General features: G+C 50.6%; 20 protein-coding genes and 1 pseudogene. 11 read left to right on the top strand and 10 right to left on the bottom strand.

Translation table 11 applies throughout. The annotated features are described in order from the left end of the window. Positions 1-434 precede the first annotated feature (434 nt). The 5 genes from ACUVQO_RS14065 (at position 435) to ACUVQO_RS14045 (ending at position 4,733) form a co-directional block, all read left to right on the top strand. Entirely contained in the window at positions 435-2,282 is a 1,848-nt protein-coding gene (locus ACUVQO_RS14065; protein ID WP_445926480.1) for an AAA family ATPase, read from the top strand. Further along, positions 2,279-3,058: a tryptophan-rich sensory protein gene (locus ACUVQO_RS14060; protein ID WP_445926479.1), complete on the top strand. Its 780-nt coding sequence runs from the start codon at positions 2,279-2,281 to the stop codon at positions 3,056-3,058. The genes ACUVQO_RS14065 and ACUVQO_RS14060 overlap by 4 nt, the downstream gene beginning before the upstream one ends. An 87-nt stretch (positions 3,059-3,145) precedes the next feature. After that, positions 3,146-3,418, top strand: a complete 273-nt coding sequence (locus ACUVQO_RS14055) for a hypothetical protein (protein ID WP_445926478.1) — start codon at positions 3,146-3,148, stop codon at positions 3,416-3,418. 12 nt (positions 3,419-3,430) lie between these two features. Next, positions 3,431-4,243 (top strand): serine/threonine protein kinase, encoded by an 813-nt coding sequence (locus tag ACUVQO_RS14050; protein WP_445926490.1) that lies wholly within the window; start codon positions 3,431-3,433, stop codon positions 4,241-4,243. Positions 4,244-4,274: 31 nt separating this feature from the next. Then, positions 4,275-4,733 (top strand): hypothetical protein, encoded by a 459-nt coding sequence (locus ACUVQO_RS14045; RefSeq protein ID WP_445926477.1) that lies wholly within the window; start codon positions 4,275-4,277, stop codon positions 4,731-4,733. 84 nt (positions 4,734-4,817) lie between these two features. On the opposite strand, the gene ACUVQO_RS14040 is transcribed toward ACUVQO_RS14045, so the two are convergent. Beyond that, positions 4,818-5,396, bottom strand: a complete 579-nt coding sequence (locus ACUVQO_RS14040) for a DUF2721 domain-containing protein (protein ID WP_445926476.1) — start codon at positions 5,394-5,396, stop codon at positions 4,818-4,820. Positions 5,397-5,531: 135 nt separating this feature from the next. Between ACUVQO_RS14040 and murJ the strand changes: the two genes are divergently transcribed. Beyond that, positions 5,532-7,202 carry a murein biosynthesis integral membrane protein MurJ gene (murJ, locus tag ACUVQO_RS14035; protein WP_445926475.1) on the top strand — a complete coding sequence of 557 codons (1,671 nt, stop codon included), beginning with the start codon at positions 5,532-5,534 and terminating at the stop codon, positions 7,200-7,202. A 38-nt stretch (positions 7,203-7,240) separates the two neighbouring features. On the opposite strand, the gene ACUVQO_RS14030 is transcribed toward murJ, so the two are convergent. Next, positions 7,241-7,549: a DUF3181 family protein gene (locus ACUVQO_RS14030; RefSeq protein WP_445926474.1), complete on the bottom strand. Its 309-nt coding sequence runs from the start codon at positions 7,547-7,549 to the stop codon at positions 7,241-7,243. A gap of 20 nt (positions 7,550-7,569) precedes the next feature. Then, on the bottom strand, positions 7,570-7,908 hold the full coding sequence (locus tag ACUVQO_RS14025) for a 2TM domain-containing protein (protein WP_445926473.1): 339 nt from the start codon (positions 7,906-7,908) through the stop codon (positions 7,570-7,572). A gap of 277 nt (positions 7,909-8,185) precedes the next feature. Between ACUVQO_RS14025 and ACUVQO_RS14020 the strand changes: the two genes are divergently transcribed. Further along, positions 8,186-8,701, top strand: a complete 516-nt coding sequence (locus ACUVQO_RS14020; RefSeq protein ID WP_445926472.1) for a hypothetical protein — start codon at positions 8,186-8,188, stop codon at positions 8,699-8,701. Between the two features lie 502 nt (positions 8,702-9,203). Here ACUVQO_RS14020 and ACUVQO_RS14015 read toward each other — a convergent pair. Continuing rightward, positions 9,204-9,599, bottom strand: a pseudogene (locus tag ACUVQO_RS14015) (nitrate reductase associated protein). A gap of 553 nt (positions 9,600-10,152) precedes the next feature. Here ACUVQO_RS14015 and ACUVQO_RS14010 point away from each other — a divergent pair. Genes ACUVQO_RS14010 through ACUVQO_RS14000 form a run of 3 tightly spaced genes read left to right on the top strand, consistent with a single transcriptional unit; the run spans position 10,153 to position 11,048 of the window. After that, positions 10,153-10,539: a hypothetical protein gene (locus tag ACUVQO_RS14010; protein WP_445926471.1), complete on the top strand. Its 387-nt coding sequence runs from the start codon at positions 10,153-10,155 to the stop codon at positions 10,537-10,539. A 6-nt stretch (positions 10,540-10,545) separates the two neighbouring features. Beyond that, on the top strand, positions 10,546-10,719 hold the full coding sequence (locus ACUVQO_RS14005) for a hypothetical protein (RefSeq protein ID WP_445926470.1): 174 nt from the start codon (positions 10,546-10,548) through the stop codon (positions 10,717-10,719). 26 nt (positions 10,720-10,745) lie between these two features. Then, positions 10,746-11,048 carry a DUF928 domain-containing protein gene (locus tag ACUVQO_RS14000; RefSeq protein WP_445926469.1) on the top strand — a complete coding sequence of 101 codons (303 nt, stop codon included), beginning with the start codon at positions 10,746-10,748 and terminating at the stop codon, positions 11,046-11,048. A gap of 353 nt (positions 11,049-11,401) precedes the next feature. On the opposite strand, the gene ACUVQO_RS13995 is transcribed toward ACUVQO_RS14000, so the two are convergent. The 6 genes from ACUVQO_RS13995 to trpS form a co-directional block, all read right to left on the bottom strand. Beyond that, the gene (locus ACUVQO_RS13995; RefSeq protein WP_445926468.1) at positions 11,402-12,286 is read right to left on the bottom strand and encodes a hypothetical protein; all 885 of its coding nucleotides are present in this window, start codon (positions 12,284-12,286) and stop codon (positions 11,402-11,404) included. A gap of 12 nt (positions 12,287-12,298) precedes the next feature. Next, positions 12,299-12,805 carry a hypothetical protein gene (locus ACUVQO_RS13990; protein ID WP_445926467.1) on the bottom strand — a complete coding sequence of 169 codons (507 nt, stop codon included), beginning with the start codon at positions 12,803-12,805 and terminating at the stop codon, positions 12,299-12,301. A gap of 28 nt (positions 12,806-12,833) precedes the next feature. After that, a complete protein-coding gene (locus ACUVQO_RS13985) occupies positions 12,834-13,454 on the bottom strand; it encodes a hypothetical protein (protein WP_445926466.1) in 621 nt (206 codons plus the stop codon). Between the two features lie 551 nt (positions 13,455-14,005). Continuing rightward, the gene (locus ACUVQO_RS13980; protein ID WP_445926465.1) at positions 14,006-14,197 is read right to left on the bottom strand and encodes a hypothetical protein; all 192 of its coding nucleotides are present in this window, start codon (positions 14,195-14,197) and stop codon (positions 14,006-14,008) included. Beyond that, complete coding sequence (locus ACUVQO_RS13975) at positions 14,190-14,918, bottom strand: superoxide dismutase (protein WP_445926464.1); 729 nt, start codon at positions 14,916-14,918, stop codon at positions 14,190-14,192. Before ACUVQO_RS13975 ends, ACUVQO_RS13980 begins: the two co-directional genes overlap by 8 nt. A gap of 202 nt (positions 14,919-15,120) precedes the next feature. Next, positions 15,121-16,170, bottom strand: a complete 1,050-nt coding sequence (gene trpS / locus ACUVQO_RS13970; RefSeq protein ID WP_445926463.1) for a tryptophan--tRNA ligase — start codon at positions 16,168-16,170, stop codon at positions 15,121-15,123. A gap of 75 nt (positions 16,171-16,245) precedes the next feature. Here trpS and ACUVQO_RS13965 point away from each other — a divergent pair, with 75 nt between their 5' ends. Further along, a complete protein-coding gene (locus tag ACUVQO_RS13965) occupies positions 16,246-16,545 on the top strand; it encodes a hypothetical protein (protein WP_445926462.1) in 300 nt (99 codons plus the stop codon). Positions 16,546-16,660 lie beyond the last annotated feature (115 nt).

Raw genomic sequence — 16,660 nt, 5'->3', positions numbered from 1 at the left:
AGTATTCTAATAATAGAAACTGATCAGTTTCCTGAATGAAACAACAGTTCGCCAATAAACAGGAGGTTACGAAATAGATTCCTCAAGTGATTTATTGGATTCGCAGTATAACAGCACCCAAACAACTCTTTGATATTTCCTCTACTTCTTTCAGGGAAGTCTATGTAACCGATTCCTAACCTATCAAAACTTCAACGTTGGGTTACTGAATCGTTCAACTTCAAGCAAGCTCAAATTATCAGAGGAAAGATGCTCAGGGGGATGTTTTGGGTGCTGTTTTTGTTTAAATACAGTCAACATCTGGAACTCGAAGATGAGGGGATGAGTGTTCCGGATTCCCCACTCCCTGCAAATGTAACAGGGTTTACATATAGTCACCCGATGGCAGAACGCTGCTGTCTATACTGGAGGCACTAGGCTGGCGAGCGCACATCATGGATGACTTGTTGAAAGAATTTGAAGAACTGTTAGATCAAGGATTTGAGAATCTGCTCGACTTTGTGCGAGAAATTGAAGGGCGAGCCGGCTCGGAAAGCTTTCAATCGGAAGACTTGAATGCAGAGGTGCGAAATCGCTCCCAGACGACCGCCAACTACACTACCGAAACTCACACTTATCAGCGATCAGACGGCACTCAAACTACCACGATGCGAGAAGAGGTGATCATCACACCCCCACCAGCGGAGTATCAGGAACCTGTTTCCCTGGCTGGGATTGGGGGTCTGTCGGCTGTGGTGCAAGATTTGCGGGAACTGGTGGAACTCCCTCTGAAGCGGCCTGAGTTGCTGCAGATGTTGGGACTGGAACCGACGACAGGTGTGTTGCTGGTTGGCCCACCGGGAACAGGCAAAACGCTGACCGCTCGTGCCCTGGCGAAGGAACTGAATGTCAATTACATTGCGATCGTCGGCCCAGAGGTGATCGGCAAATATTATGGCGAGGCCGAGGCCCGGTTACGCAAGATTTTTGAGAAAGCGGCGCGATCGGCTCCCTGCATCATCTTTATTGATGAAATTGATGCCCTGGCTCCCGATCGCACCAGGGTGGAAGGCGAATTAGAAAAACGGCTGGTCGCCCAACTCCTGGGATTAATGGATGGATTTGCCAAAACCAAAGGGGTGGTGGTGCTGGCCGTAACCAACCGTCCCGATCAACTGGATGCAGCTCTGCGTCGTCCGGGCCGATTTGATCGAGAGGTATCATTCCGGGTGCCCGATCGCGCTGGTCGCCTGGAAATTCTGCAAATTCTCACACGGGCCATGCCTTTAAGTGAGTCGGTCGATCTGGAGCCGATCGCCGATTTATCTGTAGGTCTGGTGGGAGCAGACCTGAAAGCTCTCTGTCAGAAGGCTGCCTATACGGCCTTGCGACGACTGATGCCCTCCTATCATGGCCCCCTTCCCAGCCGTATGAGCGTCACCCAGGCCGATTTTCTGCAGGCCATTAAACAGATTAAGCCTGCAGTGTTGCGATCGGTGGAGGTGGAAACCCCCAAAGTGTCCTGGGATGCGATCGGTGGCTTAGAAAGCGTCAAGCAAACACTGCAGGAATCGGTTGAGGGAGCACTGCTGTATCCCGAACTGTATCAACGCACGAAAGCGAAAGCCCCGCGAGGAATTTTGCTCTGGGGGCCACCAGGAACCGGAAAAACCTTGCTGGCCAAGGCGGTCGCTGCCCAGGCCAGAGCGAACTTTATCGCCGTGAATGGGCCGGAACTCCTGAACAAATGGGTGGGCGCATCGGAACAGGCGGTGCGGGAACTGTTCACTAAAGCCCGACAGGCGGCTCCCTGTGTGGTGTTTGTGGATGAAATTGATACCCTGGCTCCAGCGCGGGGCAGTTTTCAGGGGGATTCGGGAGTCAGCGATCGGGTGGTCGGTCAATTACTCACCGAACTGGATGGCCTGCAAGACTGTCCCAATATCCTGCTGATTGGCGCTACCAACCGTCCTGAAACTCTAGATCCGGCTCTGTTACGGGCAGGTCGATTAGATTTGCAGTTGAAAGTAGATTTACCCGATGAGGCCAGTCGTTTAGCCATCCTGGAAGTCCATAACAGCGATCGGCCCCTGTCTGATGTGGATCTCCGTGTCTGGGCCACTCAAACTGCAGGCTGGAATGAGGCGGATCTGACGTTATTGAGTAACCAGGCCGCGTTAGAAGCAATTCGTCGTTACCGCAGTCAGGGCTTAACCGATCCCACGGCAATTCACATTACAATGGATGACTTCGCAGCCGCCTTCCAGCGCTTAGGTGAACAACGGCACTCGGCATCATCATGACAACATCGACTCATCACTCCAATTCGGAGCTGGGGCTGGCGATCGCAACTTTACTGACAATCGCTACCACTCTAATCATCAATACCCTGTCCAACATTTTTCCGCCCGGTGGCCTGAATGTTGGCGAGATTGCCAATACGTTACTGAAAGATGTACTAATTCTGCCTACCAACTACGCCTTTGCCATCTGGGGACTGATTTATGTCGGACTGGTTGCCTACGGTCTATATCAGTTCCGCCTGTCCCAACGTCAGGATCCGGTCATCCGTCAGGTTAGTGTACTGCTGATCCTGGCCTGTCTCGCGCAGATGGTCTGGATCTATCTATTTACCCTGCGTCAGTTCTGGTGGTCAGTGCTGGCGATGTTGGCGATTCTGCTGCCCCTCATCGGGGCTTACCTGCAACTGAGAACGGGGGAGGAACGGGTATCACGAGACCGCAAATGGCTGGCGCGCATTCCCTTCAGTGTTTACCTGGCCTGGATTTCGGTCGCGACGATCGTCAATGTCGCCTGTGCCCTCTACAGTTCCGGGTGGACTGGCTGGGGGTTGAGTCCGATCTCCTGGACGGTGATGATGTTGGTCATTGGCGCGATCGTGGCTGGCCTGGTTGTCTGGCAGCGACGGGATCGGGCGTTTGGCCTGGTGTTTATCTGGGCTTACGTGGCGATCGCCCTGCGCCAATCGGCAGTTTCTGCGATCTGGATGACGGCTGGGGGGATGGTGCTGGCGATCGTAGGACTGCTGCTGGTTGACAAATTCCAACGAAACAAGTGACGTTTTAGTACATCTGTTCTATAATTCTGTCAACTCTGATCAGCCCAGAGTCCTTTTTTGTTTGGCTCGGCTGAGGGTTGATGGTTTATGCAATACGCTCCTCTCGTTCCTGGAACACTGGTTTGTAATCGCTATGTAGTTGTGGGGCTGGCAGGGCAGGGGCCGTTTGGTCTTACCTACCTGGCTCACGATCAAAAGCGCTTTGATGAGTTGTGCCTGCTGAAAGAGTTTGTACCCGTCTCTCAAGATCCGGCCCTGCTGGAATTTCTGCGACAGAGTTTCCATCAACAGGCGGCAGCACTCTATCAGTTGCAGCATCTCCAGTTGCCCCACTTCCGCATCATGTTTATCCATGACTAGCGCCTCTATTTGGTGCGGGAATATATCGTAGGCAAAAGTTATGGTGTCTTGCTGAATGAACTGGTGGCAGCAGGACGTACCTTTTCCCAGGCCGAGGTAATGCAGATCCTGGTGCAAACGCTGCCTGTACTCGCCTACCTACACCGTATGGGGCTGATTCACCAGAATATTTGTCCAGAAAACCTGATTTTGCGCCACCAGGATCAACTGCCGGTCTTGATTGATTTTGGGTTAGTCAAGCAACTGGTCGTCAGCCTGCCCTTACATCCGGTGCCCCCAGAGGTCAGTCTATTACGGGAACCTTACGCCGACCCAGAACAATGGTATGGCGAAGTTATGACCCCAGCTACTGACCTGTACGCCCTATCCGTAACTGCGATCGCCCTGCTCACAGGTCAGGATCCGCAACTCCGGCAAACCTGGTGGAACCGTACCCAGGAATGGGAATCTCAGGTTGAGCTATATCCCGAGTTTGCTCACGTCCTGAAGCGCATGGCTCATCCCAATCCCCACAAACGCTTCACCTCCGCCAAACAAACTCTGAAAGCCCTGGAACCCATCATCGCTCCCGTCCTCACCCTCACCACCCTCCGTCCCTTCCCCACTCTCCCCTTCTTCCCCACTTCCCAAACGCTCTCCTTCCCAGCGGCCCCACCGCCAGACCACGGGCGACTGGAAAGCCTCTGCCATCCTGCTGAGCAGTGTGGCCCTCCTGGTGGCCGTTATTTCGTTCCGCGCTCTGTCCTGGGTGCAGCAAGACTGGCCATTCAAGCCTTCTCCGGAGTCACCGATCGCGGCAAATTCTCCTCCAACAGCGGCTACTGATAGTTCTGGTTCCACTTCCACGCCCAGTCCCGTGCAATCGATCCCCGATCGTCAGCCAACTCGTGAGTCTGGGATGTCATCCCCTGGCTCTGGGGAGGCAGAAATTTCACCTCAGTTTCTGGCCGCACTCACCGATGAATTGTTTTATGCCAAGCATCCCGATTTACAAGGGAAGAAATTGGCAGCGGAACAGACTGACCTGCAACAAGAGTGGACAGCGATCTCCAATGAGCTGCAGACGAAGTTAGCCAGCCTGAGTGCTGAAACCCGTAGTAAGTTAGGCAGCTACCAGCGCTCCGATTATGAACAGTGGATTGCTCCCGCTAATGGGGCCAGTGTCAATAGCCGAGAACTGAATGTATTGGCAAACAACCGCTTCGGGGAACTATTTCCTGATCAAAAGGGCAAAACCCTGAATCCCAAAACCTTTGGTCAGGTGTGGTACGCGATCGCGGAGGAGGAATTGAAGCAATTAAAGCCGCAGCGGTAGAGGTTTTTAGCTTTTGGATTGCAGAAAGCCGCCTGTTACCATCAGTTCGACAGCCCCCTCCCCAACCCTTTGCCTAATTCCAGCCTAACCTACTCTCATTCTGTGATTGCTGGTTGGTACTGAGGATCCTCGAATACGGCGGCTGGCTAAAGCAGACTGACGAGAAACTGGGCGCGATCGCTCATACCGTTGTTTCATACGCCCCATACTCAACAGGTTGCCTGCTTCATCCAGCAGAGGACGGTTGGAGAGGTGCCACTCAATCAGTGTTAAACCAACCGCTACCAGCAGGGCAGCAATACCGAGCGCAAACAGCGCCAGGGCAACGGGAATTAGCCAGTCCCATCCGAACAATCCGCGCAGCGCCAGCAGGAACCCACTCAAGATAGAGAAAAATAATGCATAGTAGGCCATCATCACGCTGTAACCCATGATCCGATAGCGGGTATGAAAATAGCGCTGTTGCCACCGCTGCTGCAAAACCTGACTACGAACTTCGTCCCCATTCGCTTCCTGGGCACCCGCCTGCTGCAATACCTGAATTTCTTCACTTAAGGTACTATGCCGTGCAGTCAGTCCCCCCAATACAAGAGCACAGACAACGCTCATCAACATCGAATTAAGCATCAGTTGAATCAGTTGAGTGGTCTGCTCGACGCTCATGCGCCTCCTCCTGGGGGTATAGCATCACAAGTAATGGTCGTTATCCTAAGCGATCGCGAGCTAAAAATAAAAGCTTTGTATTGTAACTTTTCCCTCTTCCCGTACGATCAGTGAAGCCGTTTTGCGAAATGATCTGTGACTGACTCGAAAAAGCCTTCTCGTTCTCTAACGGGTATTGCCGGAATTGTGGCGATCGCCACCCTGATTAGTAAGCTGTTCGGTCTGGTACGACAACAGGCGATCGCGGCAGCCTTTGGCGTGGGGCCAGCCTATGGAGCTTACAACTTTGCCTATGTGATTCCGGGCTTTCTGTTAATCCTGCTGGGCGGAATTAATGGCCCGTTCCATAGTGCGATCGTCAGTGTGCTGGCAAAACGGAAGCGGGAGGAAGTCGCGCCGATCGTGGAAAGTATCACGACCCTGGTCGTGGGCCTGCTGTTGATTCTCATGGTCGGGATGGTGATCTTTGCTGATCCCCTGATGCATCTGGTGGCCCCTGGTCTATTTATTACAGAAGCGCAGGCCAGAGCAGCTCGCATTTCTCCGGAGGATTTTCAGGTGCTGCAGCAAACACGGGAGATTGCCATTCAACAGTTCAAAATCATGGCCCCAATGGCGGTTTTGGCGGGCTTGATTGGCATCGGCTTTGGCACCTTAAATGCGGCGGATCAATACTGGTTGCCCTCCATCAGCCCCCTGTTTTCCAGTATTACGGTATTGCTGGGCCTGGGCGGATTGGCGATCTACCTCGGCCCCAAGATCATCTTGCCTGAATACGCCATGCTGGGCGGTGCGGTACTGGCCTGGACTACACTGGCAGGAGCCTTACTGCAATGGTTGGTGCAGCTTCCGGCCCAGTGGCGATCGCAATTGGGAAGCTTGCGGCCCCGCTTCGACTTCCACCGACCAGAGGTGAAGGAAGTGATCAAAATTATGGGGCCAGCCACTTTCTCCTCCGGCATGATGCAGATTAACGTCTGGACTGATCTGTTCTTTGCCTCCTTCATTCCCAATGCGGCATCCGCAGTTTCTGCAATGGGTTACGCCGGACTGCTGGTGCAAACCCCGCTCGGGATTCTCTCGAATATGATTCTGGTGCCTCTGTTGCCCGTCTTTTCCCGGTTAACCGATCCTAATGACTGGCCAGCACTGAAGCAGCGAATCCGCCAGGGAATGCTGATGACTACCCTCACCATGCTGCCTATCAGTGCGCTGATGATTGCCCTGGCCTTACCCATCTCGCAGGTTGTGTATGAGCGTTACGCTTTTACAAAGGAGGATGCTCAACTGACAGCTTTAGTTCTCATGGCTTATGCCGTGGGCATGTTCTTCTACTTGGGACGAGATGTCTTGGTGAGAGTCTTCTATGCCCTAGAGGATGCCGATACGCCCTTCCGCATCAGTGTGGTCAACATTTTTCTCAATGCCCTGCTGGATTTTCTACTGGTCAAACCATTAGGAGCACCGGGCCTGGTTCTGGCGACCGTAGGAGTCAATATTGTGTCAATGGTGATGATGTTATACCTCTTGCATCGCCGTTTACATGGATTACCCCTGTGGGAGTGGGCCGTTCCAACCGTGGGGTTGGCTGCCGCCAGCACGATCGCAGGGTTTACGGCCTGGGGAGTGCTGCAGGGTCTGGAACAGCTACTCGGACAGCATGGCTTCTGGCTCCTGCTCCTGCAAGTGTGTATCGCAGGGGGAGCCGGATTCCTGGTCTTCGGCCTGCTTGCCTTGCAACTGAAACTCCCGGAAGTCAACCTGTTAGTCGATCGGCTCCGACAAAAGCTGAATCGACGTTCATAGAGACGTTGCGCCGCAACCTTTCTACGACCCGTTCACCATTACATCTTCCGTTGAAACTCTTCCAGCAAGTCCATTAAGTTGACCATACATTGCATGGGAATTAAGTCGGCGAGGGGAACTTCCCGCTTACCACCGCCCAGTTTAACAGGAATGCTTTGCAGCACCTGGGTGACTTGATCTTCAGACAGTTTATTGCCACTCAGGAGCGGGTAGAGTTTTTCGGCCACCACTGTATGCAGGTGGGCATTGGATAGAAAAAGGTGCCACTTGGCTACGTCGATATATACATTTTCGCCAATATCGGCAGCCAAGGCTTCGATCGCTTCACTGGAACTGATGCTTGCCATAACGAATCCTCCTGATTCACTCAAGATTTTTTAGGTTTTGCAGTGGGTTGATCTTTTGGGGCGAAGCCACTCCCTGCTGTTGCTGCTGGTGCAGTTAAATCTGAATATTGGGCGATCGCAAATACATACACCGCATGAGCCAGCAGGAATAGTGCCCAGGCTACGGTAATCCAGGGAGTGCCCGGAAGTCCGCCTGGAGTTGCAAGTCCCCCAAGCTTCTGGGGTGCAAGACGAAAAAACCAGAGGCCAGAATTGACGGCTGCAAACAACGCGACGTGGGTGGCAAAGGTCATCCGGTCATCAAGTTTGCGGTAGGCAGGATCGTTGCGATCGGGCTGGCGCGGCCAACGTGGAGGCATAAAAGTATAGAAATGTTTGTAATGGAACCTTATCTCTAAGATATCGAATAACGCTGGCAAAAAACTGATGAACTGACCTGGTTTGCAGAGAGTCTGACTGGGGAGGAATTTTCAGAAGCGCAAAAGAGATTTCAGGATTCACGCCAAGTCGAATTTTGAGTTACCAAAGCAAGACGCTAAAGAGATCTTTAAAATCCGCCGATTGTCGATTGGGTTGATGGAATCGCTAAGGTTAGAATGCAACAAGCGGTCTTATTCCCCTATCCCCCCAAGTTCTGTGTCGATTCGACGTCTTTTTAGAAAATCAGCGACGGGTCGCCGTTCCAGCTATCTGGCGATCGTCATTTTTCCTGACGAAAGTACCGTGTTTCAAGCCTATCGTTTGCTGCATTATCATGGCATTTCCCCAGAGCATTTAGTAATCGTAGGTCAGGGATACAGCAGCCCTGAGCGCGTGGGATTGATGAATCCAGTGCAAATTATTATCCGTAAGGCGTTTGTTTACGCGATCGGGGCGGGGGCGATCAGCATTATAGGGGCAGGGATCACCATGTTGATCGGGGGGCTAGACCAGAATATCGCTCACATTACGATCATTACCAGTTTACTCAGTGTGGTAACTGGAGCCATGATAGGGGCTGTGTTGGGTTTGTTGGGAGAAGGAACCGCCGCCAGCATTTATCGGCATCATTTACGCCAGGGCCGTTATTTGCTGATGATGGAAGGATCAGAGAATCTCGTTCGTTGGGGACAAGAAGTTTTAGGATATTACTCTGCTCCCAGTCCTCATTAGCTCGATCGGCTGATTCCTTGCTATCTGCGGCCTCTCATGTTCCGAGTAGTCGCCCGTAGTTATTCGTAAGATTTTGAGCGTTGGACAAATGCCTCGAATACGGCCAACGCTTTGGTCATCAGTCATTTGCCATTGTCCATCAATCAAACATCACCCGAAATAAGCAGGCGTGCCGTAGGCAGATAAGTTAACCTTTGGCGGGAGGTCATTGATCTCAGTGTTGTATGTCATATAATGATGACTTCCGTAAGGAACAGCGGGTGCTTGTAAGTCTCTTGGCGGGGATGCACAAGCGCTCCATAGTCACGATTCAACTCAATCTTGCCTGTTCAGTCAATTGTCAAGGTTGATTGATTCAAAATAAGCACAAATGGTCAGATGTCACGGATCGAGGGTTTTCTCATGAGATCTCTGACAATCTGAGCAGTAGCAAAGTCCCTAAAGTGCAGAAGACTCTTTTTCTATTCTAGATAGTGTAAAAGTTTAGTGAAGGCGCAAACCTTTAGATTAGCTGAAACTCTTTCAACGCAGGCACAGAATTGTGATTTTCGTGCCCTGATCGGCTCAGTTTGATTAAAGCAAATCGCTGCACTGACATCAGAGAAGCCCATTGCTCTAGGGTCAAATTCACCTCAACAGCAGCGGCTTTGGCAGAGACATCCTGGGGAATCGTCGTAGCATCTAACCAGGGAGGCTAGGGATCGATCGGAAGTTCGGAGGCGATCGCGCCAGTCCGTTGTTGTACCAACTCACACAGAAACTCCCGATAAGCCTGAATCTCTGATTCCGTTTCGCAGGGTAGTTCTACTAGCTTGAGGCGATCGTCCTGGGTAAACTGGTTCCACTGCTGCAGCTTCAATTTAATGCTACAGGTATCCAACTTAAGCCGCACCTGCATGGAATACATCGCAGCGACTCTACAAAATCCGATTCAAACTGAAAAAAGTTAGACATGGCAGATAAGAGTTAAGAGTTGAAAATTAAACCAAGTCCAACTAGGGAACGGTCATTTTCCGATCAGAGAAACGACGGTTCTAGGCTTGGACAAGGTTTAAAGGCTGGATATTGCTGAATAAGATGATGCAAACCACACGGTTGAGTGTTTGGAGTTGCCAGTTGGTCTTCATTGTATAGGGTTGATAGTCATGCGCGTTCCTTGCTATAGGCCATGACTCAGAGACAGTTAATCCCAAATCGCCCATCCAAAATCCAAAATGGTATGAATAGTCGCCACTCTGCCTGCCAAATTTGGAAAAAGACTTACGGAGGCTGGAGGTTTATTTTCTGAGCGATCGCTTTACACTGAAGGCAAGCCTCCCATGCCGGATGAAAACCATGAGTCAGAGCACTACAGAGTCGCCCAGGCAAATCTTTCTGGTTGTGGATGACCATGAGCTATTCTCGAGGGAACCGTTCCTGCGCTGCGCCGGGAATACGCAACCGCAGAGATATTGACGGCTCAAGATTTGCAAACGGCTTTAACGCAAATCAAGCTATATCACCCAACGCTGATTGTGTTAGAATTGAGTATTTCGGAGCAGCCTCAAACTCCAGCCAGATCTGAAGTGGGTATGCGCTTCCTGAAAATGCTGTTGGAAAGCAAGCTGGCTCCCAATATTCTGGTGTTAAGCACCAACATCAAGCTACTGGTACAACTCAAACCCATGATCAATGCCTATGAAGGTGGGTTTGCAGCAATGGATAAATCCCTGCCGATTCGGGAAATGCTGCGATTAGTAGATGTTGCTCTATGGGGATCGATTTATTTTCCTCTCGAGTTGCGTGCCCGATCGGAGTTTGACCGACGCTGGCTGGAAGTGTTAACTCTGAAATATTAGGAAGGCTTGACGGATAAAGCGATCGCCGAACGGATGCAAGTTAGCGATCGTACCGTTCGCAATTACTGGGTGCATCTACAGGATGCATTGGGCGTTTATGATGAGCCTGATAAAGATCTACGAATTCAAATTGAAATTGCTGCCAGAAGGCTAGGCTTATTGAGCTGGCAGTATGTTTAACTCCTGGCAAAAACTATCGCTGGCAGGTGGAGCTGATCTGCAATCCTGATAGTCCCTCGGGCAACCTGTTTGCTGAATCTGAACTGCAGGTAGTGGTGCTCCAGCCTCAACTGAAAACGCAACTTCAGCAACAGCGCGATCGGGCTAAGCAGGCTCAACTGTATGCTCAGGCCAACCTCTGGTACGACAGTCTCAGCGTAGCCTTTAGCCCGCGTACAAATTTGACTGAACTGAAAGACTTGCAACTTTCCCTATTAAACAAAGTTGCCTTAAATCCGTCTGAGCAAGCACTTCTGCAAAACAGTAGAGTGTACTGGTTCACACCCTAACTATTAAAAAACCCCCCACTCCTTGAGGTTAAGTGGGGGTTAAGTAGGCTCAGCAACTATCGTCTGGAAACGATAGGGCTAATTTGCTTGATTACAGCATCCTGATGATAAAGGCCAAAAGGGATAGCTAACTCGGCAGCTTTAACATCAAACAACTAGGGGGGCATCAGCTAGGAGAGGGCACCCTAAGAAAACATCCTTAGATGGGATAACCCAAGGTAGAAAAGACACTATGGTTGGTTCTACTTTCATTTTTAGAGTAAAGGAACCTTAGCCAGAAAGCTGTGACTTTTCAGGCAAGTCGCTTTCCAATTTTGGAAAATAAAGGGCATGGGCCATTCATTCAGTCTTTCCTAAATCTCAGCAACAGCACGTTCAATCAGACGGCGAGCCAGCGTTTGTATCCCCGTGTGGCGGTAATACTTGACGTTCATATCCAGTAAGGCACCCAGGTAGTCTGCTTTATCATCCGTGAAATCGATGAATCCTTTTAGGCGACCCATTAACCCTTCCTGAGTGACATGATTGGAACTGACAAAATTTTGCATCCAGCCTTTTGTGGAATCAAAACTTTGGGCAATAAAGCCCCCTTTTTCGGACGAGTTCCTGCCAGGAATCAGTTCCTGAACACTCTTGAACGTTTGATTACCTTCTAACTCTTGGGGACTAGTTCCCTGGAAAATAGACAGTGCTTTTTCTGCAAAGGCTGGCCCCAGCGGAATCACTCCATCAAAGCAAACCAGAGCGGCCATCCGCATCAGGGATTCGCCACTATAATCACCAAGGGCAGCCAAGAAATCACCAATGCTGTCTCCTGGAATACCGTTAATCTGGCAAAAGGCTACCAGTTCCGTCACCAGTTTGACGCATAGGTCAATGCTTTGTGCCTTTTCCGGTTTTGGGGTGATGTTTTTGAGGAAGCCCAGGAAAGTATCCTGCCCAATCCGGTTGGCTAATGCCGCTGTACCCAGTAAGCCCGATCCAGATTCCACGGTTTCATAAAGCCAGAGTGCCCGTTGATAGCCCTGAGACTTGTCGTTGTAGAGGGCAACGGCTCGTTCGCCAATTTGTTGAATTAAACTTTCGTCGGTTTCTCCGGTGACGGCCCGAATCGTGTTGTCAAATCCGGTCAGGTTTTGCCATTGGCCAGGAAGGAGAAAATCCAACGATCGCAGGGCAGCCACTGTTAGCCCCCCTGTGGGTAGCTCATCCACCAGTTCAAAAATGGGTTTACTCACGATTGGAGCTCCTTATTTCAGTTTGGATAGACCATTCAGGTCAAATTTTTGAATCCAGGCAATGCGATCCTGTTCCGTAAAGGAGGAATCGCGGGATTGGGCTTTCACCTGAAAGCGATCGCCCACCAGCACGCCTGTCCCTGTTTGTCCTTGTTGGGCTGCTGGGTAGCCAGCAATTTTAGTGGTACTTTGCCGATATTTGTCAGCCGCTGAGGGGTTACTAATCGTGTCATTAATTGACAGTACCGCGACATTTTTGCCACCTCGGTTGACCTTATGTTCAGCAAAGCCTTTTTTCTCCTGAGATGGAACTACAGAGTAGCCATTTGCTGATTTGGGAAAGAACTTGTTGAACTGGCTACCGTTCACCGCTTCCTTAGAAACAGCAGAGCTTCCCTTTTGAGTGGTTTCTTTTTGCACCTGGTCGTACCGCGATGGCGGCTCAGGGGCACACGCTCCCACCACCAGCGCCAGACTCAGCACAGCAGGAATGAAAATTTTTTGAGACGCAACAGGCATAGTTAAAGGTGAGACACAAAAACAGGGATTAACCAGCGGGCTGAGGAGTCAGTACTGGAGTTGTCCTTTGAGGATAGGCTGGAGTTTTGGTAATCACAGCAGGAGCCGTGGCCGGTTTTGAGGCGGTTGGGGCCAGGGCGGGCTTCAGTTTCGCCAAGCCCTTCAGGTCAACTTTTTGTAACCAGGCTACGCGATCGTCTCGAGTAAAGGAAGGGTCACGGGATAGCACTTTCACCTGATAGCCATTCACCAGAATCCCTGTCGCGTTCGTGCCCTGATCTACGGCGGGATACCCGGCAATTTTGCTGGTGGCCGTCTGGTACTTCGCGGCGGCACTGGGCAGGCTGGTAGTGTCACTAATCGAAATCATGGCTACGTTTTTGCCATCTTTATTGACTTTGTATTCAGCAAAGCCCTTCTTCTCCTGAGCCGGAACAATGTCGTAGCCCTTCACTTTCCTGGGGAAGAATTCATTGAAGGTAGACCCTCGCTCAGCCACTTTGGAGACGGCAGCCGGAGCACCCCGACCAGAGGTTTCCTTTTGCACCTGGGAATAGCGAGACGGTAGGTTAGGCTGACAGGCCGTGACGAACAATAATAAACAGAGAAATAGAGGTGTAAGTATTGTGCGCCAACGAATCGGTTTCATGAGAGTCTCCTGAAGGCAGAACGGACTAATCTCAGTCCAACAAACCGGAGTGACCCATTAGAGAAACTACAGTTCTGGACATGAAAAGATTTATTCAGATCTTTTCGTAAATTGTCTCTCTAAATACCAAATAATCGAAAGTTTTAAAGATTTCAGATTTCTGAAGCAAACTGGACTGATTTAACCAGATTCGGAGTGCGATCGCATCACTCTTGAGGATCATGTCTGCATGTTGTCTGATAAATCTGAGATTCGAGGTCGAAGGATGGAGTCTTATGGTAAAGCGCTTGAACAAATTGAGAAACTGCAAAAGTAAGACAGTGATTTTGAGAAGGGGTGTGAGGGGGTGGAGGAAATGGGGAAAGATAAGCGGACAAAATCCTCAATCTCCTTTGCTTGATGATTGATCCGCACAACCCAACCGTTAAAAAGCTCCTGAACAGACACAACGGTAATCGCGACATCTGCTCCTAATTCTGCAACTCGACGGCTAACCTGTGGATGTCCTGCCAATACCAACGAAACATGGTCTGTATCCAAAGTCCAAAGGCTCATGCCTGGTCATCTTCATCCCGTTCTCGCTCTACTTGCCATTCTGCTGCCATTTCTGTAAACTCGGCATCGGTTGCAAACATGCCAATAAACTCTGTCCGATAAATTAGCCACACTGGGCGAACCAGGTAAGAGACTGGTTCCTGACTTTTCCGGGTTTGCTTTAGGCTGCCAGCTTGTGGCTTAGCCAATCGATGCCTTCGCCTGTCTCAGTCGCTGGTTCACCGCCTCCCAGTTGACCACGTTCCACCAGGCATTCAAGTAATCGGTGCGGCGATTCTGGTACTTCAAATAATAGGCGTGTTCCCAAACGTCATTGCCCAGAATGGGATAGCGGCCTTCCATCAGGGGAGAATCCTGGTTCGCGGTACTGCTGACCTGCAATTTGCCAGCCCGATCAATGGTCAACCAAGCCCAGCCACTACCAAACCGCTTGGCTCCGGCATCATTGAACTGTTTTTTGAATTCCTCAAAGCTACCAAAAGACTCGTTAATAGCAGTGGCGATCGCTCCTACAGGTGGGCCGCCCGCCTTTGGCCCCATAATTTCCCAAAACATCGTGTGATTGAGATGCCCCCCGCCGTTATTGCGGACGGTTATACGAATGTCTTCGGGCAGGCTGTTCAAGTTCTGAATCAGGGATTCGACGCTCCTGGTTTGCAATTGGGGATACTTAGCAACGGCAGCATTCAGGTTATTCACATACGCCGCATGATGTTTGTCGTGGTGAAATTGCATCGTAGCTTTGTCAATGTGTGGCTCTAATGCATCATAGGCATAGGGCAGGGGTGGCAGGGTAAACGGCCCTTTTGGAGATTCTGCGGCCCAGGTTGGTTCTGTCGCCAATCCCAGCCCCGCTGCTCCGGCACTGGCTCCTAACAAGTACAGAAAGGTGCGTCGGTTGAGAGTCATCGCTACTAAAGTCCTGCTTGCATTTAGGTAGACAGGATTGATTGTCTCATTTCGGAGAGCTTTTAGTTTTAGTCTTAAACACAAAGAAGGCGATCAAGCATTCGTCCTTGGTCATCAGACATTGGTTAGCCGATGGCACGCTGCACAAGCCAATTAAACAACAAAGGACGAATGACCAGGGACAAAAATGACAACAGACTGATTACAAAGGCAGTGAATAGCCCAACGCTTTTTTGACTCGTAACAACGTCTGATGAGCGATCGCCCCCGCTTTCTCCCGTCCTTCCTTAAGTACGGATTCCAGGTAGCCTGGATCTGCCATGATCTCGTGATACTTGTCTTGAATGGGTTTGAGGTGGGCGATCGTCGCTTCCGTCAGGATGGGTTTGAATTGCCCCCAGCCCATATCGGCACATTCAGTCGCGACTGCCTCTTTGGATTTACCCGACATCAGCATATAGAGGCTGAGGAGATTGTTGCATTCGGGGCGATCAGGGTCGCCAAACACCAGACCCTTGACTGGATCTGTCTTACATTTCTTGATCTTGGTTTGAATCACGTCCGGAGCATCCAGCAAATTAATCCGGCTCATATCCGACGGATCGGACTTCGACATTTTTTTGGTGCCGTCGGTTAGACTCATCACCCGTGCCCCAGCCGTTTGAATCAGGGCAGTAGGGGATTTCAAAACAGCTTTACCTTTGCCGAATTGATGGTTGAGGCGATCGACTATATCGCGGGTGAGTTCAATATGCTGTTTCTGGTCTTCGCCCACAGGCACCTTATCCGCATCATAGAGGACAATATCAGCAGCCATCAGCACTGGGTAATCCAGTAACCCCATGCTGACATTCTGCCCCTGCTTGACGGCTTTTTCTTTGAACTGGATCATGTCCTCCAACCAGTTCAACGGCGTAATGCAGTTAAGCAGCCAGGTCAGTTCACTGTGCGCGGGAATGTGGGACTGAACAAAAATCGTGGAGTATTGCAGATCAATCCCGCAGGCCAGGTAAAGGGCAGCAATGGTATACGTATCTGCGGCCAGGGTTTCCGGATTGTGCGGGACGGTGATAGCGTGCAAATCGACGACGCAGAAAAAGTTATCGTATTGACTTTGTCCCGCCACCCAGTTGCGAATGGCTCCCAGGTAATTCCCCAGGTGCAGATTACCCGTCGGCTGAACTCCAGAAAGAACCCGCTGTTTCGTCATAGCTCCACAAATATCCATCAATGGGGGACTGTTGCCATCCACAGACCGCCAATTCCAATGCTACCTTAAGAAATGTAAAGAAAATCGCTGACAGTTATCACAACTATTTTTCTGATTATGAACCACTCTCTCAGCCAACATCAGATCAATCTATTACAGGACTGTCTAGCGCTGGCTTTGAACCCCAAAACTCAGGCGGAGGCCGATCGCCAGTTTCTAGATTTGCAAGATAGCCTGAACCCAGATGCAATGACCGCAGAAGTATTACAAAAGTTGTGGGCAGAAGTGTTAGCGGCTCGACGATCGGCGGCGTTTTGGGAACACTTAAGCGATGCTGAAAAAGCCATGAGTGATGGGTTAGCCGATGATCACCTGCGGTTGCAGCAAAACTATTTACGGTTGATTCAGGAACAGTAGTGCCGTTTCAATTCAAAAAGTATCTGGTAAAAAAGTATCTGGCGGTTAAAACCGCGACTACACTCACTAGGTCTGCCGACGCAGACTCAATACCATCCAGGTTTTCAGTAACCTG

Source organism: Leptodesmis sp., assembly GCF_052746595.1.
The sequence above is the reverse complement of the archived record's forward strand: the minus strand, read 5'-3'. Positions and strand labels throughout refer to the sequence as shown.